Here is a 26,809-nt window from a genome sequence, read left to right on the forward strand (position 1 = left end):
CGTTGAGACCTCAGTACAACGAATGACACGCCGAACACATTCCGGGCACGGCGGCCGGCACCCGAACGGGTCTGGCCGCCGGAGCGTTTTTCTGGAGCCATCATGGCCAAGCTGAGCATCAAGGATCTGACCGAAAGCGTCGAACTGGACCGCGAGGCGATGGCCGCGATCGTCGGCGGCGCCCATGTCGGCGCGCGCTCGAGTCTCGCCGCGCCGCTGGTGCCGGCCGCGATGCGCGTCGTCGAATACCCGCCGGGCTTTCCGGCCGCGCATCTGCGTATCGCGGAAGCAGCCTCGCCGCTTAGACGCCAGCGCCGCTAGCATTCCTCGCCGGGGCGTTTCACCATCACGGCACGCGCATATGGCGCGTGCCGTTTCTGTTTGCGCTTGCGATTGAGTGTTGGACGCCTGAGTTCGCCACGCGCGACGCTGCGCTGCGCCCCAACCATTCGCGCGTGACTCGAGGGACGCGCGCAAACACTTCGACGCGCAATCGCGTTCGTGTTCAGTGCGATTCAACGCGGCTATCGCGCGGATCCTTGCCAGGCTTCGCATAGCGGCCTCCGCTCCATGTTGCGGCGCACGTTCCCTCACATTGGCATAGGCCTTGCAGAAATCTATGCGGGCACCGCACTGTGCTCGCCTTTCCACGTCAAGGAGAAATGCCATGAAAGCCACTGTGATCATCAAAGACCTGCCGCCCGGCGCGGACGAGCCATCCGACGAGAAAACGCTGACCGCCGAACAGATGAAGATGCTGCGCGGCGGCCGCTCAGTAGTCGTCAAGGTGGACGGCGGCGGCACGGGTAGCGTCGACAATTGGGACATCAACACCGCGATCTTCGAAGGCCGCATCAGCGGAACCTATCTATAGGACGCGCGACGTGTCCGCAATTGGAAAAACGGCACCCTGCTCAGGTTTTGAGCGCGACGGGTGCCGTTTCAATTGGCTCGAGAATTTCCGCGCGCGCCGCGCGCCGCCCCAGTGATCTGATTAAAGGATCGACCTTGGGCACAAGGTTTGCTCCTTGGGGATTACCCTGCGGCCTTGTGGCCAACGTAGATAAGCAGGTCTCTCAACCAGGCGGAGGTCATAACATGCTAGGAACCATTCTTCTAATCGTGCTGATTCTGCTGCTGATCGGCGCATTTCCAGCGTGGCCACATAGCCAATCGTGGGGCTATGGTCCGACCGGTGGACTCGGCATCGTACTGATCGTGGTGATCGTTCTGCTGGTTGCCGGTGTGATATAGACCACGCGTAGTGGACTGGAACATGAGGCGGGCCGCCGTCTATCCGCGCGATGTCGCGTGCCGGTAGGTGGCGGCTTCGCTTTTTCGTCGTTGCCGGAGCACTCGATGGAAAAGCTACTGGCCAATCAGGTCGCGCTGGTTACCGGCGCAAGTTCGGGAATCGGCTATGGCATCGATATCGTGGTCGCGAATGCCGGGCTACAGAAGGACGGCAAATTCGCCGACATGACGCTCGACGATTGGCAGCACGTACTGTCGACGAATCTGACGGGCCAGTTTCTGACCTGCCAGGCCCCGGTAAAGGAATTCCGCCGACGCAGGCCGACGAGTCGATTCCATACGGACGGGTCGGCGCCGTGGAAGATATCGGCAAGGCGGCCGCATGTCTCTGGGATTTTCGAACAATGGCTAAAGCCCGATACGCCGACCATCGGCGTTGCCGTCGATCGATTGCTCGAATAGAACGACATCTTCGAGCCAGGCACGCTGCCTGCTGAAACTCCTGCGTATTCGAACTTCAATACGAAAGGAGATGACATCATGCCTTACCTACTTGGCTGGCTGCTCGGCGTTCCAGTGATCGTACTGATCATCCTGTACCTCATTTTCCATTGATATCGCGCGGGGTACAGACGATAAGGATGACGTTGTTCCAGCGTGCCCATCCCTACCAGCAAGTTCCCCATCAGACGGTTCACGATGCGCAGCCGCGTCGGCCGCTGTAGAGCCGTACGCAGACGGTGCGGGAAGATTGCCGCCGATGCCACGCCCGACGCGAATATCAGCGCAAAAGTACTGCCCAGCAAAAGGTACTGATGATTGGCCGACCAATGCGCTTCATTCGACGAGGTACTGATGAACTGTGGAAAGAAAGACGGAAAGAACAATAGCGTTTTCGGATTCACGCCCGACGTCGCGAAGCCGCGCCAAAACAAACCGCGTTGTCCGGCGCTATCGGACAGAACCGGTGAAGCCGCAAACGTGCCGCATCTCCATTGTCTGAAGCCCAGATAAGCCAGATAAATCGCGCCGGCCCAGCGCAATACGATTAGCGCGCGCTCATCGATCAGCAACAACGAATTGAGACACAACGCCATAAAGGCGAGTTGCAGCAATACCGGCAGGTGCCTCCCCACACGCTGGGCAATGCCGCGCGCCATCCGGCGTTGAGCGCCCGGCTCATCGTCAGAACATTGACCGGGCCGGGCGAATAAACGAGTACGGCGGAAGCGAGAAAAAACGAAACGTACAAGTGGATCGGCATCGGCAAATCAGCGGGCAAAAGAGGGTTGCGATAGACACATGTGGCGACATGCGTCCATGCCCGGCGAGCGCGCCTTCTGGCGTGGGTAACGCCGGAATTCGCCCGCTTGCCGCCTTCCCGTGAAGGCGGCGGGACACCGAAAAAGCGGCTTGTGGCCACGGAGGATCGCCGGCGCGAGGCCTGCGGTCCGGGCGGTTGTCCCGGGTATGAATGCACGCTGAAAATATACCGGGAGCCCCACTGGATAGGCTTCTTAAACGTGCCATCTTATGCGGCTCTATCGGAACGCTCTTCACCTATAATTGGCGTGGTCATCGTTTTTGTCCCGACAGGTTGAGTTAAATAAGGAGTCCGCGCGTCGACGTGAGCCGATGCACGCGGACCGCCTGCTCATTTGCATCGATCACGAATGCGCGTAGATGGAACCGAGGCCGACGATGCGGGAGCCGTCGTACACGCGATCCGCCGCCGCATGCTTCATCGGCACGTGCGAGCCCGAAGCGGAACTGCCGTCCGCGACGCCACCGTAGGCGGCCGCGTCATGGCCCGCGCTGATGCGCGCCTCGGCCGCTTCGATGTTCTGCGGGTATTGCGTGTTGTCGCTGGCCGGGTTGTAGCCGGCCTTTTCCAACTGGACCAGTTCCGCGCGGACTTCAGCACGTGTGAGTGCCTGTTGCGGTTGCGATTGCGCGAACGAAACGACGGGAACGGCAACGAGTGCGGCGACGATCAGCGATTGAACGAGTTTCATGAGTCTTCTCCGGGTATCAAAACATTCAGGGATCAACGAATCAGGAGTGCGCGTAGATCGCGCCGAGGCCGACGACGTTCGAGCCGTCGTTGGCGCCATTCGCGGCCGCATGCTTCATCGGCACACGCGAGCTGGAAGCCGAGCTGCCATTCGCGACACCGCCGTAGGCGGTAGCGTCGCTGCCGGCGCTGACGCGCGCTTCTGCCGCTTCGATGTTCCGCGGGTATTGCGCGTTGTCGCTGGCCGGGCTATAGCCGGCCTTCTGCAACTGGACCACCTCCGCGCGGACTTCGGAACGCGTGAGCCCCTGTTGCGGTTGCGATTGCGCGAACGAAACGACGGGAACGGCAACGAGTGCGGCGACGATCAGCGATTGAACGAGTTTCATGAGTCTTCTCCGGGTATCGAACCATCAGGGATGAGGATTGAGCGGGACGCGAAGCCATCGACGCAGATACACTGTGACGTCCCGCCTGATTCACACGCAACGTTGTGAATCAACCTTGCGTGAAGACATTAGAACGCTCCAACGTATCTGCAATGTTTTCGTCACCCCCCATTTCTGCAAGCGTGTTTGTCTGCGTATGCCGTTGATACATTGCGATACAAAAACCCACTTCCGAACATGCCGTGCAGGGCCGGCGTCGCATGCGTCGTGCGGGTTGCAGGTGTGTTGCAAATGGCCCGCTCATGAAAAAACCCCAGCAGCCGTACGTTCGACTGCTGGGGTTCCGTTCAGAAGAAGCCGGGCGCGCGCCGGCTCCATCAAAGGCGGGTGACGTCGAGAATCGCATCCGCAAAGGCTTTCGGCGCTTCCTGCGGCAGGTTATGGCCGATGCCGCCGCTGATATTGCGGTGCTGATACTTGCCGGTAAACTTCTTCGCGTATGCTGCGGGCTCGGGATGCGCGGCGCCGTTCGCATCGCCTTCGAGTGTGATGGTCGGCACCGCGATCGTCGGTCCGGAGGCGAGGCGCTTTTCGAGTTCGTCGTATTGCGGCTCGCCCTGCGCGAGTCCCAGACGCCAGCGATAGTTGTGAATCACCACGGCAACATGGTCCGGGTTATTGAACGATTCGGCGGAGCGCTCGAACGTGGCGTCGTCGAAATTCCATTTCGGCGAGGCGGTATGCCAGATCAGCTTGTTGAAGTCGTGACGGTTCGCTTCATAGCCCGCGCGGCCGCGCTCCGTGGCGAAATAGAACTGATACCACCACGCGAGCTCGGCCTTCGGCGGCAACGGCGCGCGGTTCGCGTCCTGGCTGCCGATCAGATAGCCGCTCACCGACACCATCGCCTTCACGCGTTGCGGCCACTGCGCGGCGATGATGTTCACCGTGCGCGCGCCCCAGTCGAAGCCGCCGAGCACGGCCTTGTCGATTTTCAGCGCGTCCATCAGGTTGATGATGTCGACCGCGACCACCGCCTGTTGACCGTTGCGCGGCGTATCCGCCGACAGAAAACGCGTGCCACCGTAGCCGCGCAGGTAAGGCACGATCACGCGATAACCGGCCGCCGTCAGCAACGGCGTCACTTCGGCGAAGCTGTAGATGTCGTAAGGCCAGCCATGCAGCAGAATGACCACCGGTCCGTTCTGCGGGCCCGCTTCCGCGTAGCTGACGTTCAGCGTGCCCGCATTGATCGAGCGAATGTTCTCGAACGACGCCACGCGCGCGCCCGCTTTCGCATTGCCGGCCGCATCGGCCGATTGCGCATGCGCGAGCCCGCTCAGTCCCAATTCGAGCAGGCTGATACCGGCAACCGCCGTTCCGAGAAAGCGGCGGCGGCGACTATTGATCTGATCCGACATGGTTGTTCTCCTTCAAGAAGGCTTTGATACGGAATTGATCGGGTCCGCTCGCGCGATATCGCACAGCCGCATGCGAGCGCCGCGCAGGGAGAGCAGACTTCAATGGCAATCTGAAACGAATCGAACGAGACGGGTAGAACGAATCTGAAAACGAAGATGCCTTGACGACTGAACCACTGGCTTACCGCTGTCGCACCGCTTGAGATAGATAGTGACAGCGCAAGCCTTCATCAGCAAGAGCAACTAAGTTCACATATCGTTGCCTTGTAGGCAACACATTAATTGCAATCGACAAATCACATGCGCGAGATCAACCAGCAACGCCTTCGCTACTTCAACGAGGTGCTCACGCACGGCACCATCCGCGGCGCCGCCGAAAGCATCAATACGTCACCCTCCGTGATCACGCGGCAGATCAAGCTGCTCGAGGACGAACTCGGCGCGGTGCTGTTCGAGCGGCAGCCGCGCGGAGTCAGGCCGACCGAAGCGGCCACGCATCTGCTCGAATTCTGGCGCGGCTACCGTTCGCAGCAGGAGAAGCTCGAAGATCAATTGCATGCGTTGAAAGGCCTGCAGCGAGGGCAGATCCGGCTCGCGGTCAGCGAAGGCTTCGTCGATATGCTGGTCGACGATGTGCTCGCGCCATTCTGCGTCCAATATCCAGAACTCGAAATCGGCCTCGATATGCTCGCGGTCGACGCGATCCAGGAAGAAGTCGCCGAAAGTCGTGCGCATATCGGGCTTGCGTACAATCCGCCGCCTCATGCGCGCCTCGAGCATCGCGCGAGTTCGCCGCAGCCGGTCGTGTTGTTGCTAAGAAGCGACCATCCGCTCGCGAAGCGCAAACGACCCGCGACGCTCGACGACCTGCGCGCGTGGCCGCTCGCGTTGATGCCACCGACCTTTGGGATCGGTCATGTCGTCAAGATGACGGAACTCGCCGAAAACGTGTCGATTCCCGCGACGCTGACCACCAACTCACTGAGCGCGTTGAAGCGCTTCGTCACGGTCGACAACTTCATGACGCTGATCGGCGAATTCGCTGCCTACCGCGAAATCGCGAGCGGCGAATTGACGACGATACCGATCGCGCATCCGCTGTTTTCCGGCGCGCAGGCGCGTGTGCTCGTCAAGACCGGCCGGCCGCTCGCACCCGGACCTCTCGAATTGCTGCGCTGGATCGAGGAGCGTATGCCGATGTTCTCCACGTCCAGCGCAAATAGCGTCTCAGCCGCGACCGGAACCGCTGTGCGTAAGCGCAGGGCGCGCTGATCCGGCGTTCGGCTACCGCCGCCTCCGCGCGCATCGGTTCCTCAACCGATTTGTGTCGCAATGTATCCGCGCCATACGCAGACACACTACATTGCAAGCGCGCCTGATCCCGACATAAACCAGATACGTGCGGGCGTTCCAATACGGCCATCCCAGCCAACGGAACGCCCATCATGCACAGTACTCTCGAAACTCCGCTCGCCCTGCTCGCCGGGCTGCTGACGATTGCCTCTCCCTGCGTGCTGCCGGTGATGCCGATCCTGCTCGGCACTTCCGTCGAACGACCGAGCCGCACGCGGCCACTGTTCATCGTCGCCGGCTTCATTCTGACTTTCGCGTCTTTCGCGCTGCTATTGGGCGCGGTGTCGAGCACCGTGCACGTCGCGCAACAGGTACTGCGCAATACCGGCATTGCGTTGCTCGCACTGTCCGGGCTTCTGCGTATCTGGCCGCGACCTTACGACTGGCTCGTCGCGCAACTGCAAGGGCCGCTCGACCGCATCGGCGCGGCCATTGCGCCAGGGACGCAACCCGGCAGCGGCAACGCGGGCGGCTTCGTGCTCGGCATGTCGCTAGGCGCGGTATGGACGCCCTGCGCCGGCCCCGTGCTCGCGTCGATTCTGGTGCTCGTCGTGAAGGCTCAGGATCTCGGTTGGTCGGCTCTGCTGCTCACGCTGTATGCGATCGGCGCGGCGATTCCGATGCTCGCGATCATCTACGGCGGCCATTACGTGACGCGTCATGTACGTGTGGTCTCACGTCACGCGGAGCGCCTGCAACAGGTATTCGGCGTACTGGTGATGCTGACCGCCCTCGCCATCTATTTGCAGTACGACGTGCTGCTGTACGCGCGGCTCGCCGGTCTTTTCCCCTCACTCAAAGGACTTTGACATGACTACCCGCTTGAAAACCTTCGCACTGTCCACCGCGTTTGCCGCCTGCGCGTTGATCGCGACGGGTACGGTCGCCATCGCCGCGCCGCAGGAAAGCGGCTCGCCCGCACCCGAGCTCACAGGCATCACGCAATGGCTCAATAGCGAGCCGCTCAAATTGCAGCAATTGCGCGGCAAAGTGGTACTCGTCGACTTCTGGACCTATAGCTGCATCAATTGCGCCAACACGCTGCCTTACGTGAAAAGCTGGAACCAGAAGTACAAGGATCAGGGGCTCACGGTGATTGGCGTGCATACGCCGGAATATCCGTTCGAACGCGACACCGGCAACGTGAAGACCGCCCTGAAACGGCTCGGTATCAGCTATCCGGTTGCGCAGGACAACCAGTACGCCACCTGGAATGCCTATAACAATCAGTACTGGCCCGCGTTCTATCTGATCGACAAGCAAGGTCATATCGTCTACACACACTTTGGAGAAGGCGACTATGCGCAGACCGAAGCCAGGATTCAGGCGCTGCTCGCGCAGAAGAATTGACGAAGCGTTTGCTGACTCGTAGAACGGGAGAGCCCGCTACACCCACGCGATCGGGTGCAGCGGGTCTTCGTTTTTGGCGGACGACTAAAAGAGGTAATTGGCGAAAAGGCCGTACGTAATCTGACTCGTCTTTTCGGTGATGGGACTGTCGGTCGCGTCGCCGCGCAGCCACGCGAACGACACGCTCGCGCCGACGTTCCAACGCGTCGCGATCCGGTAAGCCCCGTTGACTGAGAAGCGCAACTGGTTCACACCGGAGCTGGCCGAGTAGGTCGGCAATCCCGAGCGCGCGCTCTGCCCGGAATTCACGCCAAAATAGGTTTCGTTGTACTTGTCGCTTCCCCACGTCAGGCCCGGGCCTGCGCTGAGCGTCAGTTGCGGAATGGGTTGATAGCGTCCCAACAGATCGAAAGTCGCGACGGTGCCACGATCGTTGCCGGCAATATCGGTCAAAACGCTCGCGCGTGCCGTGACGAAATCCCACGTATAAACACCGAACAGCTCCGCGTGCGCGGTGCGTTTGACGTCGCCGAGTCCGTGCAGCCGCGAGTCGTCGGACTCGCTGCGCGGTTCGATGAAATCGTAGGTCACCGCCGCGCCGACGCGCCAGTTACTATCACGGTACAGATATGCGCCCAGCGATAGCACCGACCCCGCGTCTGGATTCGCGCCGATAAAGAAGCGGTCGTAATTCACGCTCACCGACGGCACCACCTCCCATTTCGTGCCACTCGCGCCCGGAAATTTCGGCATGTTCACGACCCCTGCGCCAACCGCAAAGCGCCACGGGCTCGCGCTCGCGCCAGGCGCCTGCGTCACTTCCGGCGCGCCGATGGAGAACAGGCTTTCCGACAAACCGAGCGTATCGTCGGCCATCGCGGTGACGGCAAACAGCGACAAACCAGCCCCCGCCAGCACCTTGAGCATACGCGGCTTTGACACATCGATCATTTCTGTTTCTCCGTGAAAAAATTAAAAAAGACTGAATGCGATTTTTCCGATCCCGGCATTCATGGAGTGGCGACGAAATTGTGAAATAGTTGAGTTTCTAATTGCAGCGGCGTTAAAAGAATGACCGGTCGCCTCGCTCGATAATGGCGATGATAGAAGATACGTTTGTAATAGCCGATGCATCCGCTTTATTGGGACGTTGGTTTGGCACGTCTCTCCCCCCAAGCAGGGTAGGGAATCGCGCCTTATTTCGGGGGATTCACTTACAGAATACGTGGCGTGAGCATAGCCCGTTCTTTTCGCCCGTCGCAAGCATATTTTTCTAATTACATGCTGCGACCGCGTAATCGAGTAATAGATGCAATTTCAATGCTTGTATCAAGCGGCGCGGAATTTGCCATCCTCGTTCGCAGGCGATAATCTGTGCGGGCTTGACTTTCGCGTCGCCAAGTGTGAAATGTAGTTAGATGGCGGCTTTCGATGCACGGTGATCTACGTTACGGGTGAGCTATGCCTTCAGGAAAGTACATCGGCAATAAAACAGTCAGTCCGTCGTTTTCATGTCTTTGTGACAAGTCTCAAGCGCAGTATGCCAACCGCCGTATCAGTGCCGATCTGTCGCGGCGCGGCTTCGTCACCGGTCTCGCCGCTTCGATGCTGAGCCTGGTTCTGCCCGGTCTTGGCAATGCTCAAACCACCCAACCGCCAGCACCGCCGGCCAAGCCGGTGCTGTTCACGAACTTCCGCTTGTTCGATGGCAAATCGTCGACGTTGCGTGACGGTCTCTATGTGGTTGTCGAGGGTGACAGCATCAGCCAGTTGGGTCGGGGTCAACCGGCTTCGATCGACGGCAAAACGCTCGTCGATTGCGGTGGCAAGGTGATGATGCCCGGCATGATCGACATGCACTGGCACGCGCTGCTCGCGGCAGTGCCGATTCAGGTCATCCTTCAATCCGACATTGCATTCGTTCATCTTGCGGCAAGCGCTGAAGCCGAACGTACACTACTGCGCGGCTTCACAACGATACGCGACGCGGGCGGCCCGTCATTCGCCCTGAAGCAGGCGATCGATAGCGGCATGATTTCCGGGCCACGAATCTATCCGTCCGGCGCGATGATCACGACCACCGGCGGTCACGGCGATTTTCGTGCGCTGAGCGATCTGCCGCGCACCGGCAGCCAGGTCACCCAACTGGAACGGGACGGTGGCTTCGCGATCGCCGACACCGAAGACGAAATCCGCTTGCGGGTGCGCGAGCAGTTCATTCAGGGCGCGACGCAGATCAAGCTGGTCGGAGCCGGTGGGGTATCGACGCCGCGCAGCCCGCTCGACATGCTCACGTTTACCGAAAAGCAGTTGCGCGCGGCCGTCGAAACAGCGGCCGACTGGGGCACCTATATCCTCTCGCATGCGTACACGCCCGAAGCGGTTCAGCGCTCCGTTGCGGCAGGCGTGCAGTGCATCGAGCACGGTCATCTGATGGACGACAGGACCGCGGCGTTGATGGCGAAGAACGGCACGTGGTTGAGCACGCAGCCGTTCGTCAACGAAGACGACGTGGGTCCGCTCGCCCCACCGATCCGCGAAAAATTTCTTCAAGTGATCGCGGGCACCGACAGGGTTTTCAAACTCGCGCGCAAGCATGGCATCAAGGTCGCGTTCGGCACGGACCTGATCTTTTCGCAGGCCGTGGCCGCACGGCAAGGCACGATGCTCACGCATATGAAGGGGTGGTATAGCGCAGCCGAAGCATTGGGCATCGCAACGGGCACCAATGGCCAACTACTCGCGCTGTCCGGGCACCGCAATCCGTACCCGCGCAAGCTCGGTGTACTCGAGGAAGGTGCGTACGCCGATCTGCTGCTCGTCGACGGCAATCCGCTCGAGAATCTCGACCTGATCGCGAACCCGGAGCAGAACCTGCGCATCGTGATGAAGGATGGAAAGTTCTACAAGAACACGCTGAAAGCGTAATCAGCAATACAGGCGGGCGCGCAACCTGGCGCGCCCGCATTCGCTACACCGTCACACTATTTAGCCGTGCCCCTGCAGACGGATGTCGCGCGACGATGCGCCGACGTACACCGAGCTGCCCGGCACATAGAGCCAACGGTTGCTCGTCGTATCCCACACGCTCTGCATGCGCTGCGTCACGACAACGTGCACACGACGCGATTCGCCCGGGTTCAGACCCACCTTGTCCCAGCCGACGAGACGCCGCGGCGGTTCACCCTGATACGGCACGCCGAGGTACACCTGCGGCACTTCCGCACCGGCGACGCGACCATCGTTACGCACGTTGAACGACACGTCGATCAGGCCGCCCGGCAGATGCTGAACCGACAGACCCGAGTATGCGAAGTGCGTGTACGACAGGCCATAGCCAAACTCGAACATCGGCGTGATGTTCTGCGAGTCGTACCAGCGATAGCCCATATCGAGCTTCTCGGCGTACACCGGGTTCGCCGCAAACGCGCCATTCGTGCCCCACGTCGGCGTATCCTGGTCGCGCACCGGGAACGTGACGGGCAGCTTGCCGGAAGGATTGACCTTGCCGAACAGCACGTTCGCAATCGCGTTGCCGCCGCCTTCGCCCGGATACCATGCTTCGATGATCGCCGACACGCTATCCTTCCACGGCATCAGCACCGGGTTGCCGCTTTCGACGACGACGATCGTGTGCGGATTGGCCGCCGCAACCGCTTCGACGAGTGCATCCTGGTTGGTCGGATTCGCGAGGCCCAGGCTCGGCAGATCGCCGATGTCCTCACCGGCCGGCTGCGCGACCACGACGATCGCGACGTCGGAGTTGGCCGCCAGCGTGGCCGCCTGGGTGATCTGCTGCTGCGTGTAGGCGGCAAACGGCGACTGCTGATCGCTGTTGCCGGCGAAGGTCACGGTGGCCTGCGGCGCGAGCGCCTTGATCGCCGACACGATCGGCGTATTCAATTTCAGCCACGGGTTGGTCCACCAGCTGCAGCCCGTCTCCGTGCCGAACGTCAAGCCGCCGCAACCGGCGAACGCGCCCGTCACCGGATCGCGCGTGTTGCCCGAACCGCCGCCCGTCAGCACCGCCGCATCGGCATGGCCGCCGATCACCGCGATACGCGACAGCGAACCAGCGGCGAGCGGCAGCTGATTGCTGGCGTTCTTCAGCAGTACCATCGATTGCTCTTCGACCGACTGCGTGAAGGCTCTCGCGGCCGAGAAGTCGATGGTCGCGCCACCCTTCGGCGGATCGTCCATCACGCCCGTGCGGATCATCACATACAGCTTGCGCTCGACCATGTCGTCGAGGCGCGCGGTCGACACCGAGCCGTTCGCGATCGCCTGTTTGACCAGCGTGGGCGTCAGATAGACGGTCGAACCGACGTCTTCCTCCTCGTCGAGACCCGCATTGATCGCCGGTGCCGTGCTATGCGTCGCGCCCCAGTCCGACTGCACCTGACCTTCGAAGTGCCAGTCGTTCTTCAGCACGTCGTTGAGAATGTGCGGGTTCTCGCAGGCCTGGATGCCGTTGACCTCGTTGTAGCTGCACATCACGCTGCCGGGCTGCGCGCGGCGCGCGGCGATTTCGAACGGCAGCAGATAGAGCTCGCGCATCGTGCGCTCGTCGATCTGGCTATTGCCGCCGCCGCGGTTATGTTCCTGCTCGTTGCCCATGTAGTGCTTGATCGTCGCGATGACCTTCTGGCTTTGCGTGCCGTCGGTGCGCTCGGCGAGCATCTCGCCGGCAAGCACCGGATCTTCGCCGAGATACTCGAAGAGCCGGCCACCGCGTGGCTCACGCGCGAGGTTGGTGCCACCGCCGAGCCCCATGCCGAAGCCCTGCTGACGCAACTGGATCGCGATCTGCTTGCCGAAGTTCCACGACAGCGCGCGGTCCCAGCTCGCCGCTACCGCGAGCGTCGCCGGGAAGGTCGTCGATGGCTGGTTGGTGCTGCCCGAACCCGTGGCCGAGTCGACCATGTTCAGGTCGGGAATGCCGAGACGCGGCACGCCCTGAATGTAGCCCGCGCCGCCGCCCGGCACGGCGGACATCGCGTACTGCGAGTGAATGAACTGCAGCTTTTCGTCGATCGTCATCTGGTTGACGAGCGTTTCCGCGCGCCGATGCGCCGCAGCCGACGCGAACGCGTTCAGCACCGTCGACATGGGCGCGAAGTCGAGACCGGGAGTGGGTATTTCCGCGTGCGCAGCGGCGCTCACGGCCGCCGCAATCGCGACGGCCGGCCATAGTTTCTTCTGCATAGGTGTCTCTCCGAAATTGTGCTTTTCTGGGGCAACGGAGCGCGTCGGGGGGTGGGAAACGGACGCGAAAACAGGCATGCAGCGATGACTGCAAACGTTTGCCTGTGGGAAGAAGAATCGGCGCAACTGGATGGGCTGTAGCGACTCTCCGTGGTGAGTAATGTAGGAATGTAGTCTGACTACAGCATCGGTATTTATACCAATACGTGTAATTTTATGCGTAATGGGGTGTAAGGCTTTTCCGAACAGGCTAATTGAAAGTTATCGATTCAAGGCGAATAAAGAGTCGGCAATTTTGTGCGGGTTTCTATTCAAATTGGTGAGTGGGCATTTGCGCATTGACAACAAAACAGTCGCCGTCTAGTTTACTGGAAACCGCATCCCTTAAACTGGATTACATGGACATCAATGCCCTGATCGCGCGCCGGATCAAAGAACTGCGCGACGCTCAAAATTGGTCGCTCGATGCACTGGCCGAGCGCAGCACGGTCAGCCGCTCGAATATCTCGCTGATCGAGCGCGGTCAGAGCAGCCCTACCGCGACCGTGCTCGATAAACTCGCGACCGCGTTGAACGTGCCGCTCGCGTCGCTATTCGAGCAGGATGGCGCGCCGGCTGCCGAGCCATCGCCGCTCAGTCGCGCAACCGAGCAGGCGGTGTGGACCGATCCGAGCTCGGGGTATGTGCGACGTCATCTGTCGCCGACCGCGCGCTCGGCGATCCAGTTGGTCGAGGTCAACTTTCCCGCCGGTCAGCGCGTCAGTTACGAAACCGGCGCGCGCGACGCGGACATTCATCAACAGGTGTGGATGCTCGACGGGTCGATGGAAATCACGGTCGGCGACGCCAGCTGGCGGCTCAAGACCGGCGACTGCCTGGCAATGCGGCTCGACAGCCCGATCGTGTTCCGTAACCCCACTCGCAAACGCGCGCGCTATCTCGTCGCGCTGACCACATCGCCAGTCAACGAACGGAGAAACGGATGAGCGATAACGTGACCATACGGCGCGTCGGCGCGAACGAAGCTTCGGCCTGCGTCGAAGCGCTCGCCGACGTGCTGATCGACTGCGTGGAAGGCGGAGCATCGGTCAGCTTCATGCTGCCGATCTCGCGCGCCTCCGCGCTCGCGTTCTGGCGCAACATCGCGGAAGGCGTGGCGCGCGGCGAGCGCGCATTGCTGATCGCCGAAGATCGCGGCGGCGGCATCGTCGGCACCGTACAGCTGATTACCGCGCAGCCCGAAAATCAGCCGCATCGCGCCGATGTCGCGAAGATGCTCGTGCATAGAAAGGCACGCCGGCGCGGCGTCGCTCACGCTTTGATGAGCGAGCTCGATCGGCTCGCGCGGCAAGAGAAGAAATCGGTTCTGGTGCTCGACACCGTGACCGGTGGCGATGCCGAACGGCTCTATCAGCGCGCCGGCTGGCAACGCGTCGGCAGTGTGCCGAATTACGCGCTGATGCCCGACGGTGCGTTCTGCGACACGACCTTCTATTGCAAGCAACTTTGACCCGCACCAGCGCTCATTCGCTTACTGCGACTGACGCGACCTCGCGTCCCAATCGCTGCACGCGAATCAGCGGCACGAGCGACACGGCGAGGCATGCGAGCACCATTGCCGCGCTCACCGCGAGCAACGCGTGGTCGATGGCCTGCACGAGCGCGACGCGCGCCGCGGCGATCAGCGCGTCGCCGTCGAACCCTGCCGCGTGAGCATCGCGAATGAAGGTCGCGACGTCGCGAGACGTCAGCAGTAGTTGCGGGCTGTGCGCGGCGGGCGCAACCCACGGCGCGTCCGTATCGATACCGTGCCCTTGCAAAACATCGGCCACGCGTTGGCGATACAGCACGTGCACGATTGTGCCGACCACGGCCGTTCCAATCATGCCGCCCACCATCCGCGCCGACTGGATCATAGCGGTCGCAATGCCAAGCTGACGCTTGCCCGCCACCTGCTGCGCAAACACGGTCAGATTCGGCATCACGAGACCGATCCCTACGCCGCCCGCAGTCAATGCGGCCATCAACGCATGACTGGTCTCCATGCGTTCGGCCGCGACGCCCCAACACGCCACGCCCAGCAACGCGAAGCCGACGTACAGCAGCAAGTTGGGCTTACGCAGACGCGTGACGACGCGCGTATTCGCGATCGTGCCGACGGTGATGCATAGCACGAGCGGCGTCACCATCACCCCGGCGCGATCCGCGTTGAGACCCATGCCGCCTTGCAGCAGCAACGGCACATAGAACAGCAGCGCGAACATCGCCAAGCCCATCAGCATCGACAACGCGAGCAACGCGATGATGGCCCGCTCGCGCAGCAACGCCGGCGGCAGAATCGGATCGGCCGCGCGCAGTTCCTCGCGCATGAGCAGCGCGCCCGCGCTCAATGCCACCACGCCGAACGCGATCGTCGAAACCTTCAGCGTCTGCTGCGCGAGCGATTCGACGAGCAGTTGCAACGCACCGAGTCCGGCGGCGATCAACAATGCGCCGCGCCAGTCCGGGCTCAGCTTGCCGCGCAGTTGATGGCGAATGTTCGGTAGATGTCGGGCAGTCAGATAAAGACTGAGCACGCCGACCGGAAGGTTGACGAAAAACGCGGAGCGCCAGCCGTAGTGCTCGCTCAGAAAGCCGCCCAGCGAAGGCCCTACCGCATTCGCGACGCCGAACGCGCTCGAAAACAGCACCTGCCAGCGCAAACGCACGACGGGATCGGGAAACAGATCGGGAATCGACGCGAAGCAGGTGCCCACCAGCATGCCGCCACCGATCCCTTGCAACGCGCGAAACAGCACCAGCGCCTGCATGCTGTGCGCGGCACCGCACAGCACCGACGCGGCCGTGAACACGACGATCGCGATCACGATCAACGGCTTGCGTCCGAACCAGTCGCCGAGCCGCCCGAAGATCGGCACCGTGATGACCGAGGCGAGCAGATACGCGGTCGCGACCCACGCATAGAGATTAAAGCCCTTCAGCTCGGCGACGATGGTAGGCAACGCGGTGCCGACCACGGTCTGATCGATCGCGACCATCATCACGACGCTCGACAAGCCAAGCATCGCAAAGAGCGACTGACGGAACGAGCGGGCCGTGGTGGGCGGCGATGTCCCGTGCGGTATGGCGCCGGGTGGCGTGCCGTTGCTCATCGGCGTTCAGGCGCGCTGTGCGGCCGCTTCGCGAGCGACATGCTTGCGCCACGCGAGCCCGGCGAGCGCAACGTCCTGCAAGCCGATGCCGACCGCCTTGTAGACGACGATGTCCTCGGACCGCACGCGTCCGCTGGCGCGCCCTTCCAGCACGTCGCCGAGTTCGACTACGTTGCGCCAGTCGAACGTGCCGGGCGCGGCCTGCACCAGGTCGCCGGCCTCTTCCCTTGCCTGTTCATGCAGTTCAACCACGATGCGCGACGCGCGCGCGAGCGTCGTATCGTCGAGCTCGCGCGTGTAGGGCAGGCTCGACCCGATGGCCGCGACCATCGCACCGGGCGCAAGCGTCGCGCCATCGAACAGCGCACCGGTCGCGCGGGTCGCGGTGACGATCACGTCGGCATCACGCACCGCCTCGGCGGCTTCGCCTGCGGTGGCCTTCACGCCGCGCGCACGGTGACGCGCGTTGAGTTCGTCGACGACCTGCACCACGTTATCGAGGCCGACGATTCTGAACGACTGCAAACCGGTATGCGCGGCGAGCGCCTGTGCATGCGCGCGCCCCTGGACGCCGGTGCCGAAAATCGCGACGGCGCGCGCATCTTCGCGGGCGAGCGCTCGCACCGCGAGCACCGTGGTCGCGGCCGTGCGGATTCGCGTGAGCGCGTTCGCGTCGAGCGTGGCGAGCGGGCGGCCGTCGTCGGTCGAAAACAGCACGATCGAGAACGAGAAACGGCCGTTGATCGTCGTGTACACCTTCGCGCCGGTCACGCCAGCTTCGGGCAACACGGCGCCGAGCGTCGATAGCTTCAAGCCGCCCGCTTCGGTGCGCACGCGCCGCTGCACCGCCGCGCGTCCCCGCGACAGTGCGCGAAACGCCTGCTCGAGCGTCGGGATCGCTTCGTCGAAACCCACGAGCGCATCGATCTGCGCGTCGTTCAGATGAATCATGGAGAATGCTTCCTTGTGCGAATCTGATGACTGGATGGCGCGCCGCCGCGCGCTACACGAGCGCCGCTGCGGCGTGCTGGAACGTAAAGCTGTCCGAGTACAGATGATCGACGCTCGCGCCCTTCGCGATGAAGGCGGCCTTCGCCTCTGCGATCATCGCGGGCGAGCCGCACAGATAGACCGCGTGCTCCGACAGGTCCGCATGGTCCTCGCACACCGCATGCTGCACATAGCCGCGCCGCCCGCTCCATGCTGTGTCCGCGCGCGACAACACCGGCACATAGCGGAACTCGTAGAGACGCTCCGCCCAGCGGCCGATTTCGTCATGCAGATACAGGCCGTCGGCCGTTCTCGCGCCCCAGTACAGCGTGACGGGCGGGCAATCGGGATCATCCATCAGCGATTCGAGCATCGCTTTCACCGGCGCCAGGCCGGTGCCGGTCGCGACCATCAGCAACGGACGATAGTCCTCTTCGTGCAGTCGGAATCCGCCGAGCGGCAGCTCCACGTCGAGGCGGTCGCCCGGTTTGAGCTGCGCCACTACTCGATCGGTGAACCGGCCGCCCGCGATCTTCCGCACATGAAAGTCGACGAGGCCGCCCGCGCGCGCGGCGGATGCCATCGAAAAGCTGCGATGACTACCGTCTTCGAGCATCACGTTCATGTACTGACCGGGCCGGTAAATCATTTCGGCGTCCTCTGGAAGCGCGAGCGTGAGGTGCGTGACGTCGTGCGCCAGCAAGCGTACCGCTTCGACGCGCACCGTATGACGCGCCGGCTCCGATGTCGGCGCACCGGCATGGCCCGCGCCGATCACAATGTCGCTGCGCGGCCGCGCCTGACACGCGAGCGCAAATCCCGCCCGCGCCTCCTCCTCGGTGAGTCCGAGCGGAAACTCCTCGTAGTCGAGCGTCCCCTCGTGCACTTTCACGCGGCACGTGCCGCAACCGCCGAACTGACAATCGTGCGCAAGCGGCACGTCCGCGCGTAGCGCGGCGGCGAGCAGCGATTCGTCGCGCTCGGCGCTGAAGCACGCTCCTGTTTCGAGCACCTGAATCCGGTATGACATGACGCCACCTCATGACGATGCGATGCGAACGGCAGGACCGCCGGCATGCACCGGCGGCCCGTGGCATCATTTCTTGATGTCGGCTTCCACGAGCACGCTATGCCCTTGCGCCGCGAGCAGATCGTGCAGCCCCTGCAAAGCGGCGAGGCCGCACTGCGTGTCCTGCTCGCCGTTGCCGCCGCTCAGGCCCACACCACCCACCACTTGGCCATCGACGACAACAGGAAAGCCGCCGACGAATGCCGCGAACTTACCCTCGAAGCTCCATTGAATGCCGAACGCTTCGTTGCCCGGCAACGCGGGACCGTTGGGCGGCTGGGTGAACAGATGCGTCGAGCGCTTGTGACCGGCTGCCGTGAACGCCTTGTTCCACGCAATCTGCGGCCCAGTGATGCGCGCGCCGTCCATCCGTTCGAGCGCGAGCGGATAGCCGCCCTCGTCGACGATGCAGACCGATTCGAGCACGTCGATCTGCTGCGCCCGGCCGATGGCCGCGCGGATCATTTCGCGCGCTTCGGCCAGTTCCAGGCGAAATATCTGTTTCATTGCAACCCCCTCATTGTTGATTGATTCATTGATTCGGACAGCTGATCTCGCCGCGCTCAGATGCCGCGATAGACCGTCTTGATCTGCGTATAGAACTCGAGACCGCCACGCCCCGATTCGCGAAACGTCGACGTGCTCGAACGCTTGAGCCCCCCGAACGGCGCGTTGATCGCGTTGCCCGTCGTCGTGCGGTTGATCTTCACGGTGCCCGCCTCGATGTCGTCCGCGAAGCGATGCATGTGGCGGGGATTCGACGTGACGATCGCGGCGCAGAGCCCGTACTCGGTGTCGTTCGCCTTCGCGATCGCGTCCTCGTAGCTGGTCACGGTGACGATCGCGATCACCGGCCCAAAGATTTCTTCGCGGCAGATACGCATGTCCTGCGTCACGTCGGTGAAGATCGCCGGCGTGACGTAATAGCCGTGCTCGTAATCGGGGCCGCTCAGGCGCTCGCCGCCGTACAGATGCGTGGCCTGTGCCTTGCCGGAGGCCACGTAGTCGAGCACGGTGTCGAGCTGCGTCCGGGTCGCGAGCGGGCCGATGTCCATGCCGGGCGTGAGGCCGCTGCCGATCCTGAGCGTCTTCACTTTAGCGAGCAGTTTCTCGCTGAACGCATCGCGCACGCTCTGCATGACCAGCACGCGGCTCGTGCCGGTGCAGGCCTGGCCCGTCAGCGAGAAGCCGCCCTTGATCGTCAGGTCGACGGCGCGGTCGAGATCCGCGTCGTCCATCACGATCAGCGGGTTCTTGCCGCCGAGTTCCATCTGCGTGCGCGTGGTCAGCGGTAGGGAGCGATGAATCTGTTCGCCAGCGGCGCTCGAACCGGTGAACGACACGGCCCTGACGACCGGCGACGCGGTAATGACGGAGCCGATTTCCGACGCGCGTCCCGTGATGAAATTCAGTACACCCGACGGAATTCCCGCCTGCGCGAATGCTTCGGCGAGCCGGTAGCCGATCAGCGGCGCATCCGACGACGGTTTGAAGATCACCGTATTGCCGGCGATCAGCGCCGGGGCGATCTTGCGCGCCGGGATCGAGATCGGAAAATTCCACGGTGTAATCACGGCGACGACGCCGAGGGGTTCGCGCTGCGTGTGGACGGTCATGTCGGGATCGTCGCTCGGGAACGTCTCGCCGGAATACGACTGACCTTCCACCGCATAGAAACGCAGCACCTGCGCCGAGCGCAGAATTTCGTCCCTGCTCTGCGCGAGCGGCTTGCCTTCTTCGCGCGTGAGTTCGTTCGCGAATCCGTCCGCATGCTGTTCGAGCCACGCCGCCGCGCGATGGAGAACGGCCGCGCGCTGCGCGACCGGCGTGCGCCGCCACGCGGCGAACGCGCCAGCCGCCGCGGCCAGCGCGGCGCGCGCGTCCTCGGCCGAAGACGCCTGGAAGCGGCCGACGATGTCGCGCGTATCGGCGGGATTCACGTTGTCGAACGTGCCGCCGCTCACGCTGGCGGTCCACTCGCCCGCGATGAGATTCTTGAACTCTGGTGTTGCCGGATTGCTCATGACGGGTACCTGTGCTGTTGCCGCAATGGCCGGCGCCATGCCGGCCGGCTGGCTCGCGGCGATGCCAACGGAAGACGGCGCCGCGTTGCGCGCGCCGCCGCGGGTTCAACTCGCGAGTTCGAGTTCGGGCAGCGCCAGGTCCTGCTCGACGTAGTCGTAATAGAGCGCGGTCGTATAAAGCAGACGCATCTGCGCGCCGATCTCGCAGATCTTCAGGCAGCGTTGCTGCAACTCGGGCGTGTCGGCATGTTCGAGCACGATCTGATAGCCGCGCTCGCCATGAATCTCGTCCGACACGATGTGCAGATCGAAGAACTCCACTTCCTCGTCGGTGAACTGGTATTTGTCGCGCAGCGTCGGCGTCTGCTTGCGATAGATCGACGGCACCTGCGATTCCAGACCCACGACGAGCGCCGCGACCGCGACGATCGGGTCCTCGCGCATCGCCACCGAATAACACCATGCCTGCAGGCCTCGCGTGGTCGGCGACATGTTGTCGGGATCTATCACGCGCTCGCGCGTCGTGCCGCACGCTTCGGCGAAACGGATCAGCAGATCGGTATGACGGTCACCGCCGATTTCCTCTTCGTACATGTTGGCGAGCAGAAAGTCCTTAGCCTCGGTGAAGCGGTCCGGCGTGCGCGCATAGATATAGGCCAGATAGTCGGCGAACGGGCCCACGTAGTGATAGTGGTTCTCGGCCCAGCGCGCGAGATGCGCGCGGCTCAGCTTGCCGCTCGCCCACGCGATGCTGAACGGCGCCTTGTTCGCACTCTTGCCTTTGATGGCTTCCTCGAGCGCGGCGCGGAAGTCATCACGGTTCATCAATTCAGCCATTTCAAGCTCCTGACAGGTAGGGAAAAGGTTGGCGTTGTCGAAAGCCCGAATGCCGTCGGGCACGGAAGGAATAGTTGAGCTAGTGTAGCTCGGTTAATGAATACTGTATACTACAATGCCTGAATTGCGCAAATCGTTCGAGGGAAAGCGCTCCGTCTACGCGCCGCTTCATTGCGGCCTTTCCGCGGAAACCCGGGAAAAGCGGACCTATATGCGCGCCAACTGCCGCTGTCTTCGGCACTCGCCGAGGCACCATCCGGTAGTATACGGTATACTATATTCTCTTTTTTTCGACTACACTAGATCCGAGTGAATCACGGAGAGCGTTATGCCAACAGTGGTATTTCACAAAAACGGCGCGACCCATCAGGGCGAGGTCAAGGAGAACACCAACCTCGTCGTGCGCGCCGGCATCAAGCAATTCCCGTTTCCGCATCTGCGCTACGAATGCGGCATGGGCAAGTGCTCGAAGTGCGCGTGCCGCGTGATGTCCGGCGCGCAGTATCTGCCCGAGCCCAACTGGAAGGAAAAAAAACAGCTCGGCGAGCGGCTTGCGCAGGGTTATCGCCTCGCGTGCCAACTATGGATCGAGCACGACATCGAACTCGCGCAGGACGATCTGGAGCAGGCAGCATGAATACGCGCTCCGTCGCGGCCGGCACGCACGTGATCCTGACGAGCAAGCCCGGCCAGTACCGCACCGAGGCGACCGAAGGCATCGTGCCGCTCGCCACCTTCGACTACCTCTACGGCGGCCGGCATATCGCCACGTTCGTCATCGCCGCGCTCATGAAAGAAACGAAGATCAGGGTGATCGACGAAGCCACACCGTCGGCGGTCAATCTCGTTCCCACCAGGTTCCTCGAAAAATTCGCGACGCCTGAAGCCGCGCTCGAGTCGCTGCGGCAGCTCGCGGGCCACGGCAACGGCGCCGCGCAACTGACCCCGCGCTAGTTGCCGCGCCGTTTCATCCCCTCCTCTCCGAACCCAATACGTAAGCCTCCGAATGATCCAGATTACTTTCCTCAGCAACGACGGCAAGTCGGTGAGCGCGCCGCCCAACAGCAATCTGCTGCGCGTCTCGCTGCGCGAAAAAGGCGGCATTCCGTTCAAATGCGGCGGCGGCTTGTGCGGCACCTGCAAATGCAAGGTCGAACACGGCATCGAACATACCGATAACGTGAAGGACAAGGAAAAACGCCATCTGAGCGAAGACGAAATCAAAGCTGGCTATCGGATGGCCTGTCAGACTTTCGTCAATGGCAACGTCAGCGTGTCATGGTGAGTTAGCAACACAACGTAGTGAGTCAAACCGGGACGCAGGCTTCGATGCACTGAAGCCGGCGTTTTTGCTTGTCGTTGCGAGGCGTAAAACGTAGGCCGCAACTCGCGGGCAAAGCGCGCCGGCGATCAAACCGCCAAGGCCTTGCGCATCGGCAAACCAACGCGCAAGGCCCGGCAAAAACCGCGCGGACGACACGCGCGTCCCGCCCCCCATCACCAGATCAGAATCGCCACCAACGTCGACACCACCAGGCCGGACACCACCGGCAGCAACAGATAGCGCACCGCCTGCAACACCGGCACACGCGCGAAGCTCGCCACCGCCGCGAGCGCCGACCATGCGGTCAGCGTCTTGCCGGTCCACACCGAACCCATCTGGCCGATCGCCGCGAGCGTCGACACGTCGAAGCCCACCGTGCGGCCGAGCGCGCCCGCCAGCGCACCGGTCAACGGCAAACCGGCGAAGCCCGAGCCGTCGATGCCCGTCACCATGCCGGCCAGCAGAATGCCGTACGAGACGAAGAACGCATTGTGCGGAATGTAGACCTCGCCCGCTTTCACGAGATCGGCAAGCAGGCCGGGGGCATGGGTACCGGCGGGCAAGCCGAGGATCGGCGCCGCGGTGCCGGCCACGCCGATGAAGAAGAAGCCCGCAATCGGCAGCACCGAGCTCATCGCGCGAAACGAAAACACGAAGCCCTCGGTGACGTGCTCGGCCGTGCTGCGGCAGATCGCGCGATAGTCGCGCGCAGCGGCTACCGCCACCATCAGCAACGCGGAGACGCCGCCGACGAGCGCCGCGGCCGCTGCACCGCTCGCGCCCTTGAAGCCGGGGATCAGATGCGGCAACACCATATAGGCGACGATCGCGAGAAAGGCGACGGGGATCACGATCGCGAAGCAGCGGGACCAGCGCTCCTGCCACGGCGTCAACAGGTCGCGCGACGACAACAACGCCCGCGAGCCGCTCGCGCCGCTGACCTGGCCGCCGTCGCCGACCGACGCATGCTGCGGTTTGCCGCGCCGGATGCGCGCGCGACCCGTGCCGGCCGCGGGCGTGACAACGGCATTGGCCGTGACCTGGGTCGCTTCCCAGCGTTCGAGATGGCGCGCATCGGGCGCCTGGATCTGCTTGCGGATACGCAGATAGGCGATCAGGAACGCGATGCCGCCCGTGATCAGCGACAGCAGCAGCGCCTTGTCGGCAACGTCCGGCATCGCGACCGCGGCCGCTTTCGCGCTGATGCCCGGCGCGACCTTGATCACGTAATCCGACGACAAGGCCGTGCCGAGTCCCGCGATGCCGATGCACAACGCCGCGCCCAGCGGCGGCACGCCCGCGTAAATCGCGGCCGGCAGCAGAATGCCGGCGATCAACGGCACGGCCGGCGTCGGCCAGAAGAACAGCGACAACACGTAGCTCACGAAGCCGAGCACGAAGAAGCCGACGTGCCCGTTGACCATGACCGCGCGAAACGGCTGGACCATGCGCACATCCGCGTTGATCCGTTTCAGCGCGTTGAGCAACGCGGTCATCAGCGAAATCACGAGGAAGATATTGAACAGCTCGCGCGCCGCCGTAAGCGGCGCAAAGAACACCGCTTCGATCGCGGTCGACACCTGGCCGGAAAACGCGAAGACGGTGGCGAAGGTCGCGAGAATCGCGGGCGCGACGACATTGGCGCGAAACACCAGCGTCGCGATGATAGAGACGACACCACACAGGTAAACCCAGTGCGCCGACGTTAGAACGACGTGAGATTCCATTGCTTCTCCTGACTGCGCGGACCTGCGAGCGCGGGTGGATGCGGCTGATTTGAGATAACCATTCGGTATACTATGTACGAAATAAAACCGGATCAACGGCTGTTTGCTTGACGTTTACCCGCATTCGCTGGGGCATTTCAAAGCAGAAGAATCGAGCGGCAGCAGAAATCCCGCCTTTCCCGGTAGCCGCGAGGAAGCGCGGCGCGTGCTTCAATGCCCCGCCAGACAAGGCCGAGCCGGGTATTTCCGTATAAGGTCTACAGTATTCGCCACGTGCACTGAGGTAAAATCGCTTGCATCACACGCCATCAGCAACACAGGTTGGAGATCCTTATGAAGACCGAAGCGGACACGACCGCGGCAAGCGGCGCACAGGGGCAATCGAGCGCGCCGATCATGCATCAGCAGCTGTCGCATCTCGTCACCGCGCGGCTGCGCGAAGCAATCGTCTCGGGCACGTACGCGCCCGGCGAGCGGCTGGTGGAAGGACGCATCGCCCAGGAGCTCGACGTCTCGCGCGTGCCGGTACGCGAAGCGCTGCGCGCGCTCGCCTCGGAAGGCCTCGTCGAAGTGCGGCCACGGCACGGCGCGGTGGTCGCGTCGCTGCAGCCGTCGGCGGCACGCGAAATGATCCAGATCCGCGCGACGCTCGAGGGACTCAACGCCCGGCTCGCCGCCGAACATCGAACGCCCGAGCTGGTCGGCCAGATCGAACAGGTGCTCGCCGAAGGCAAGGCAAAAGTCGACGCCGGCGAGACGGCCGGCCTGCTCGAACTCAACGCGCGTTTTCACGACCTGCTCTACGCGGCCGGGGCCAATACGATTCTGAGCGACCTGATGCGCTCGTTGCGCGACCGCACGCGCATGCTGTTCACGAACGCGAGCGATGCGGAAGTCCGCCAGACCTGGGACGAACACGCCGCGATCCTGCGCGCGGTGCAGTCGGGCGATGCGACGCTGTCGGCGCTGCTCGCCGAGCGGCATGTGATGCGCGCCGCCCAGCACTATCTGGCGAACAATGCGCGTTGAAACGGCCTTTGAAACGCGCGGCATAGGAAGCGAGGCGCGGCACACGCCACCGCGCTCGCCTCACGCCACCCGATAATTTCGTCGACTACGCTGCAAGCCACTTGACAGGCTGAATTTGGCGATAGACGGTATACAACATACCGCTCATCAATCGCCCTCTCAGGCCTTTCATGACGCCAAGCTCCTCCCCACCCGCCGCCAGTCAGGCGGAGCGCTACCGTTACGCCACTGTCCAGCAGGCCGCGCACGACATGCGCGCCGGCGAGATCGACGCCGTCTCGCTCGTCGCCGCGTGCGAAGCCGCATTCGAGGTCGACAACGGCCTGCTGAACGCGGTCGTCGTATCCGATTTCGACGCCGCCTACGCCACCGCCGAAGCACGCGACGAGGAACGGCGCGCGGGGCGGCTGCGCGGCCCCTTGCACGGCATTCCGTTTACGATCAAGGAATCTTTCGACGTCCGCGGCTGGCCGACGACCCTTGGCGACCCCGCGCATCGCGAGAACATCGCGAGTGCCCATGCGGACGTCGTGCAACGCCTGCTCGACGCGGGCGCGGTGCTGCTCGGCAAGACCAACGTGCCGATCTCTCTGCGCGACTGGCAAAGCTATAACGACCTCTACGGCACGACCCGCAATCCGCGCGATCCGTCCCGCACGCCGGGCGGTTCGTCGGGTGGCAGCGCGGCGGCCGTCTGCGCGGGCATGTCATTCTTCGACGTCGGCTCGGATGTCGGCTCATCGATCCGCAACCCCGCGCATTTCTGCGGCGTCTTCTCGCACAAGACCACGCATGGCATCGTGTCGCTGAAAGGCCATGGCATCGGCGGCGGCATGGCGCAGCCCGACATCAACGTCGCGGGTCCGCTCGCGCGCTCGGCGCGCGACCTCGAACTCGTGCTCGGCGCGATCGCCGGTCCGGCCGGCGAAGCCGCGAGCGCGCTGAGGCTCGCACTGCCACCCTGCGAGCGCACGGACCTGCGTGAATTCCGCTTCGGCGTACTGGCCAATCATCCGCTCGCCGACGTCGACGGCCCGGTAGAGGCGTGCCTCACGCGTCTTGGCCGGCAGCTCGAAGACGCCGGTGCGACGGTGGTTTGGGACGCGCGCCCCGCGCTCGACGCCGCGCAACTGATGCGCGCCTACGTGCTGCTGCTGCGCGCGTCGACCTCGCACTATCTCGACGACGACGCCTTCGCCGCCGCGCTCACAGCAAGCGCCGCCGTGGCCGCCGACGCGTCGTCGTACGCCGCCTTGCAATACGCGGGCACCGCGTTGCGTCACCGCGACTGGCTGCTGCTGCAAAAGCAGCGCGACGCGTTTTGCGAAGCATGGCGCGAGCTGTTCGGCACGATCGACGTGCTGCTGTGCCCCGCCGCCGCGACCGCCGCCTTCACGCTCGACGAAACCGGGGCGCCGTGGCAGCGCACGCTCGACGTCAACGGCCGCCCGCAGCCGATGACGACCCAGCTGTTCTGGGCCGGCCACTCGGGTCTGTGCGGCCTGCCATCGACGGTGGCCCGCGCCGGCACGACCGCGGACGGCCTGCCGATCGGCGTGCAGATCGTCGGGCCGCTCTATCACGACCTGCGTTCGCTGCGGGTGGCCGCGCTGCTCGAGCAGGCGGGACTGTCGTTCGTCGCGCCACCGCTATAACACCTACTCGCATTCT

General features: G+C 63.1%; 26 protein-coding genes and 2 pseudogenes. 15 read left to right on the top strand and 13 right to left on the bottom strand.

The genetic code is table 11. The features are described from left to right. Positions 1-102: 102 nt before the first annotated feature. The 4 genes and pseudogenes from OKW28_RS06910 to OKW28_RS06925 all read left to right on the top strand — a co-directional run. Entirely contained in the window at positions 103-321 is a 219-nt protein-coding gene (locus OKW28_RS06910) for a hypothetical protein (RefSeq protein ID WP_429444314.1), read from the top strand. Between the two features lie 346 nt (positions 322-667). Next, positions 668-874: a hypothetical protein gene (locus tag OKW28_RS06915; RefSeq protein WP_429444315.1), complete on the top strand. Its 207-nt coding sequence runs from the start codon at positions 668-670 to the stop codon at positions 872-874. Positions 875-1,098: 224 nt separating this feature from the next. Then, positions 1,099-1,254 carry a DUF3309 family protein gene (locus OKW28_RS06920; RefSeq protein WP_429444316.1) on the top strand — a complete coding sequence of 52 codons (156 nt, stop codon included), beginning with the start codon at positions 1,099-1,101 and terminating at the stop codon, positions 1,252-1,254. A gap of 105 nt (positions 1,255-1,359) precedes the next feature. After that, positions 1,360-1,584: pseudogene (locus OKW28_RS06925) on the top strand (SDR family NAD(P)-dependent oxidoreductase); the annotation flags it as partial. A gap of 323 nt (positions 1,585-1,907) precedes the next feature. Here the strand turns inward: OKW28_RS06925 and OKW28_RS06930 are convergent. The 4 genes and pseudogenes from OKW28_RS06930 to OKW28_RS06945 all read right to left on the bottom strand — a co-directional run. Then, positions 1,908-2,518, bottom strand: a pseudogene (locus OKW28_RS06930) (LysE family translocator); the annotation flags it as partial. Positions 2,519-2,921: 403 nt separating this feature from the next. Next, a complete protein-coding gene (locus OKW28_RS06935) occupies positions 2,922-3,269 on the bottom strand; it encodes a DUF4148 domain-containing protein (protein WP_429444317.1) in 348 nt (115 codons plus the stop codon). 40 nt (positions 3,270-3,309) lie between these two features. Further along, entirely contained in the window at positions 3,310-3,657 is a 348-nt protein-coding gene (locus OKW28_RS06940) for a DUF4148 domain-containing protein (protein WP_429444318.1), read from the bottom strand. Positions 3,658-4,034: 377 nt separating this feature from the next. Then, a complete protein-coding gene (locus OKW28_RS06945; protein WP_429444319.1) occupies positions 4,035-5,078 on the bottom strand; it encodes an alpha/beta fold hydrolase in 1,044 nt (347 codons plus the stop codon). Between the two features lie 300 nt (positions 5,079-5,378). On the opposite strand from OKW28_RS06945, the gene OKW28_RS06950 reads away from it, so the two are divergent. The 3 genes from OKW28_RS06950 (at position 5,379) to OKW28_RS06960 (ending at position 7,781) form a co-directional block, all read left to right on the top strand. Further along, positions 5,379-6,350 (top strand): LysR family transcriptional regulator, encoded by a 972-nt coding sequence (locus OKW28_RS06950; RefSeq protein WP_429444320.1) that lies wholly within the window; start codon positions 5,379-5,381, stop codon positions 6,348-6,350. Between the two features lie 173 nt (positions 6,351-6,523). Further along, a complete protein-coding gene (locus OKW28_RS06955; protein ID WP_018423741.1) occupies positions 6,524-7,240 on the top strand; it encodes a cytochrome c biogenesis CcdA family protein in 717 nt (238 codons plus the stop codon). 1 nt (position 7,241) lies between these two features. Next, entirely contained in the window at positions 7,242-7,781 is a 540-nt protein-coding gene (locus tag OKW28_RS06960) for a thioredoxin family protein (RefSeq protein ID WP_429444321.1), read from the top strand. 84 nt (positions 7,782-7,865) lie between these two features. On the opposite strand, the gene OKW28_RS06965 is transcribed toward OKW28_RS06960, so the two are convergent. Continuing rightward, positions 7,866-8,732, bottom strand: coding sequence for a MipA/OmpV family protein (locus OKW28_RS06965; protein ID WP_429444322.1), 867 nt, complete (start codon positions 8,730-8,732; stop codon positions 7,866-7,868). A gap of 654 nt (positions 8,733-9,386) precedes the next feature. Here OKW28_RS06965 and OKW28_RS06970 point away from each other — a divergent pair. Next, positions 9,387-10,709 carry an amidohydrolase family protein gene (locus OKW28_RS06970; RefSeq protein ID WP_429446881.1) on the top strand — a complete coding sequence of 441 codons (1,323 nt, stop codon included), beginning with the start codon at positions 9,387-9,389 and terminating at the stop codon, positions 10,707-10,709. 60 nt (positions 10,710-10,769) lie between these two features. On the opposite strand, the gene OKW28_RS06975 is transcribed toward OKW28_RS06970, so the two are convergent. Then, positions 10,770-12,986 carry a beta-glucosidase gene (locus tag OKW28_RS06975; RefSeq protein ID WP_429444323.1) on the bottom strand — a complete coding sequence of 739 codons (2,217 nt, stop codon included), beginning with the start codon at positions 12,984-12,986 and terminating at the stop codon, positions 10,770-10,772. Positions 12,987-13,384: 398 nt separating this feature from the next. On the opposite strand from OKW28_RS06975, the gene OKW28_RS06980 reads away from it, so the two are divergent. Then, entirely contained in the window at positions 13,385-13,972 is a 588-nt protein-coding gene (locus OKW28_RS06980; protein WP_429444324.1) for a helix-turn-helix domain-containing protein, read from the top strand. Further along, positions 13,969-14,496 carry an N-acetyltransferase family protein gene (locus OKW28_RS06985; RefSeq protein WP_429444325.1) on the top strand — a complete coding sequence of 176 codons (528 nt, stop codon included), beginning with the start codon at positions 13,969-13,971 and terminating at the stop codon, positions 14,494-14,496. Before OKW28_RS06980 ends, OKW28_RS06985 begins: the two co-directional genes overlap by 4 nt. Positions 14,497-14,509: 13 nt before the next feature. On the opposite strand, the gene OKW28_RS06990 is transcribed toward OKW28_RS06985, so the two are convergent. From OKW28_RS06990 to OKW28_RS07015, 6 genes are all read right to left on the bottom strand, one after another. Beyond that, positions 14,510-16,138: an MFS transporter gene (locus OKW28_RS06990; protein ID WP_429444326.1), complete on the bottom strand. Its 1,629-nt coding sequence runs from the start codon at positions 16,136-16,138 to the stop codon at positions 14,510-14,512. A 6-nt stretch (positions 16,139-16,144) separates the two neighbouring features. Next, the gene (locus OKW28_RS06995; RefSeq protein WP_429444327.1) at positions 16,145-17,089 is read right to left on the bottom strand and encodes an ornithine cyclodeaminase family protein; all 945 of its coding nucleotides are present in this window, start codon (positions 17,087-17,089) and stop codon (positions 16,145-16,147) included. Positions 17,090-17,141: 52 nt separating this feature from the next. Further along, positions 17,142-18,158: a 2Fe-2S iron-sulfur cluster-binding protein gene (locus OKW28_RS07000; protein ID WP_429444328.1), complete on the bottom strand. Its 1,017-nt coding sequence runs from the start codon at positions 18,156-18,158 to the stop codon at positions 17,142-17,144. A 66-nt stretch (positions 18,159-18,224) separates the two neighbouring features. Further along, complete coding sequence (locus tag OKW28_RS07005) at positions 18,225-18,704, bottom strand: GlcG/HbpS family heme-binding protein (protein ID WP_090807607.1); 480 nt, start codon at positions 18,702-18,704, stop codon at positions 18,225-18,227. A 56-nt stretch (positions 18,705-18,760) separates the two neighbouring features. After that, positions 18,761-20,221 (bottom strand): aldehyde dehydrogenase family protein, encoded by a 1,461-nt coding sequence (locus tag OKW28_RS07010; protein ID WP_429444329.1) that lies wholly within the window; start codon positions 20,219-20,221, stop codon positions 18,761-18,763. Between the two features lie 105 nt (positions 20,222-20,326). Next, positions 20,327-21,058, bottom strand: a complete 732-nt coding sequence (locus tag OKW28_RS07015; protein ID WP_429444330.1) for a TenA family transcriptional regulator — start codon at positions 21,056-21,058, stop codon at positions 20,327-20,329. Between the two features lie 328 nt (positions 21,059-21,386). On the opposite strand from OKW28_RS07015, the gene OKW28_RS07020 reads away from it, so the two are divergent. The 3 genes from OKW28_RS07020 to OKW28_RS07030 are packed head-to-tail and all read left to right on the top strand — an operon-like array spanning position 21,387 to position 22,343. Beyond that, on the top strand, positions 21,387-21,695 hold the full coding sequence (locus OKW28_RS07020; RefSeq protein WP_187627150.1) for a 2Fe-2S iron-sulfur cluster-binding protein: 309 nt from the start codon (positions 21,387-21,389) through the stop codon (positions 21,693-21,695). Continuing rightward, positions 21,692-22,012 (top strand): hypothetical protein, encoded by a 321-nt coding sequence (locus tag OKW28_RS07025; protein WP_187610618.1) that lies wholly within the window; start codon positions 21,692-21,694, stop codon positions 22,010-22,012. Before OKW28_RS07020 ends, OKW28_RS07025 begins: the two co-directional genes overlap by 4 nt. Positions 22,013-22,064: 52 nt before the next feature. Then, entirely contained in the window at positions 22,065-22,343 is a 279-nt protein-coding gene (locus tag OKW28_RS07030; protein WP_429444331.1) for a 2Fe-2S iron-sulfur cluster-binding protein, read from the top strand. A 212-nt stretch (positions 22,344-22,555) separates the two neighbouring features. On the opposite strand, the gene OKW28_RS07035 is transcribed toward OKW28_RS07030, so the two are convergent. Beyond that, positions 22,556-24,109 (bottom strand): hypothetical protein, encoded by a 1,554-nt coding sequence (locus OKW28_RS07035; protein ID WP_429444332.1) that lies wholly within the window; start codon positions 24,107-24,109, stop codon positions 22,556-22,558. A 333-nt stretch (positions 24,110-24,442) separates the two neighbouring features. Here OKW28_RS07035 and OKW28_RS07040 point away from each other — a divergent pair, with 333 nt between their 5' ends. Next, positions 24,443-25,138 carry a GntR family transcriptional regulator gene (locus OKW28_RS07040; protein ID WP_187610619.1) on the top strand — a complete coding sequence of 232 codons (696 nt, stop codon included), beginning with the start codon at positions 24,443-24,445 and terminating at the stop codon, positions 25,136-25,138. 170 nt (positions 25,139-25,308) lie between these two features. Next, positions 25,309-26,793, top strand: coding sequence for an amidase (locus OKW28_RS07045; protein WP_429444333.1), 1,485 nt, complete (start codon positions 25,309-25,311; stop codon positions 26,791-26,793). Positions 26,794-26,809: the final 16 nt, after the last annotated feature.

The sequence above is a fragment of the Paraburkholderia sp. 40 genome, from assembly GCF_050434105.1.
Taxonomy (GTDB): Bacteria; Pseudomonadota; Gammaproteobacteria; order Burkholderiales; family Burkholderiaceae; genus Paraburkholderia; species Paraburkholderia tuberum.

Coding starts and splice junctions, on each gene's coding strand:
- OKW28_RS06910 (WP_429444314.1), top strand. CDS start 103: ATGGCCAAGCTGAGCATCAAGGATCTGACCGAAAGCGTCGAACTGGAC.
- OKW28_RS06915 (WP_429444315.1), top strand. CDS start 668: ATGAAAGCCACTGTGATCATCAAAGACCTGCCGCCCGGCGCGGACGAG.
- OKW28_RS06920 (WP_429444316.1), top strand. CDS start 1,099: ATGCTAGGAACCATTCTTCTAATCGTGCTGATTCTGCTGCTGATCGGC.
- OKW28_RS06935 (WP_429444317.1), bottom strand. CDS start 3,269: ATGAAACTCGTTCAATCGCTGATCGTCGCCGCACTCGTTGCCGTTCCC.
- OKW28_RS06940 (WP_429444318.1), bottom strand. CDS start 3,657: ATGAAACTCGTTCAATCGCTGATCGTCGCCGCACTCGTTGCCGTTCCC.
- OKW28_RS06945 (WP_429444319.1), bottom strand. CDS start 5,078: ATGTCGGATCAGATCAATAGTCGCCGCCGCCGCTTTCTCGGAACGGCG.
- OKW28_RS06950 (WP_429444320.1), top strand. CDS start 5,379: ATGCGCGAGATCAACCAGCAACGCCTTCGCTACTTCAACGAGGTGCTC.
- OKW28_RS06955 (WP_018423741.1), top strand. CDS start 6,524: ATGCACAGTACTCTCGAAACTCCGCTCGCCCTGCTCGCCGGGCTGCTG.
- OKW28_RS06960 (WP_429444321.1), top strand. CDS start 7,242: ATGACTACCCGCTTGAAAACCTTCGCACTGTCCACCGCGTTTGCCGCC.
- OKW28_RS06965 (WP_429444322.1), bottom strand. CDS start 8,732: ATGATCGATGTGTCAAAGCCGCGTATGCTCAAGGTGCTGGCGGGGGCT.
- OKW28_RS06970 (WP_429446881.1), top strand. CDS start 9,387: ATGCTGAGCCTGGTTCTGCCCGGTCTTGGCAATGCTCAAACCACCCAA.
- OKW28_RS06975 (WP_429444323.1), bottom strand. CDS start 12,986: ATGCAGAAGAAACTATGGCCGGCCGTCGCGATTGCGGCGGCCGTGAGC.
- OKW28_RS06980 (WP_429444324.1), top strand. CDS start 13,385: ATGGACATCAATGCCCTGATCGCGCGCCGGATCAAAGAACTGCGCGAC.
- OKW28_RS06985 (WP_429444325.1), top strand. CDS start 13,969: ATGAGCGATAACGTGACCATACGGCGCGTCGGCGCGAACGAAGCTTCG.
- OKW28_RS06990 (WP_429444326.1), bottom strand. CDS start 16,138: ATGAGCAACGGCACGCCACCCGGCGCCATACCGCACGGGACATCGCCG.
- OKW28_RS06995 (WP_429444327.1), bottom strand. CDS start 17,089: ATGATTCATCTGAACGACGCGCAGATCGATGCGCTCGTGGGTTTCGAC.
- OKW28_RS07000 (WP_429444328.1), bottom strand. CDS start 18,158: ATGTCATACCGGATTCAGGTGCTCGAAACAGGAGCGTGCTTCAGCGCC.
- OKW28_RS07005 (WP_090807607.1), bottom strand. CDS start 18,704: ATGAAACAGATATTTCGCCTGGAACTGGCCGAAGCGCGCGAAATGATC.
- OKW28_RS07010 (WP_429444329.1), bottom strand. CDS start 20,221: ATGAGCAATCCGGCAACACCAGAGTTCAAGAATCTCATCGCGGGCGAG.
- OKW28_RS07015 (WP_429444330.1), bottom strand. CDS start 21,058: ATGGCTGAATTGATGAACCGTGATGACTTCCGCGCCGCGCTCGAGGAA.
- OKW28_RS07020 (WP_187627150.1), top strand. CDS start 21,387: ATGCCAACAGTGGTATTTCACAAAAACGGCGCGACCCATCAGGGCGAG.
- OKW28_RS07025 (WP_187610618.1), top strand. CDS start 21,692: ATGAATACGCGCTCCGTCGCGGCCGGCACGCACGTGATCCTGACGAGC.
- OKW28_RS07030 (WP_429444331.1), top strand. CDS start 22,065: ATGATCCAGATTACTTTCCTCAGCAACGACGGCAAGTCGGTGAGCGCG.
- OKW28_RS07035 (WP_429444332.1), bottom strand. CDS start 24,109: ATGGAATCTCACGTCGTTCTAACGTCGGCGCACTGGGTTTACCTGTGT.
- OKW28_RS07040 (WP_187610619.1), top strand. CDS start 24,443: ATGAAGACCGAAGCGGACACGACCGCGGCAAGCGGCGCACAGGGGCAA.
- OKW28_RS07045 (WP_429444333.1), top strand. CDS start 25,309: ATGACGCCAAGCTCCTCCCCACCCGCCGCCAGTCAGGCGGAGCGCTAC.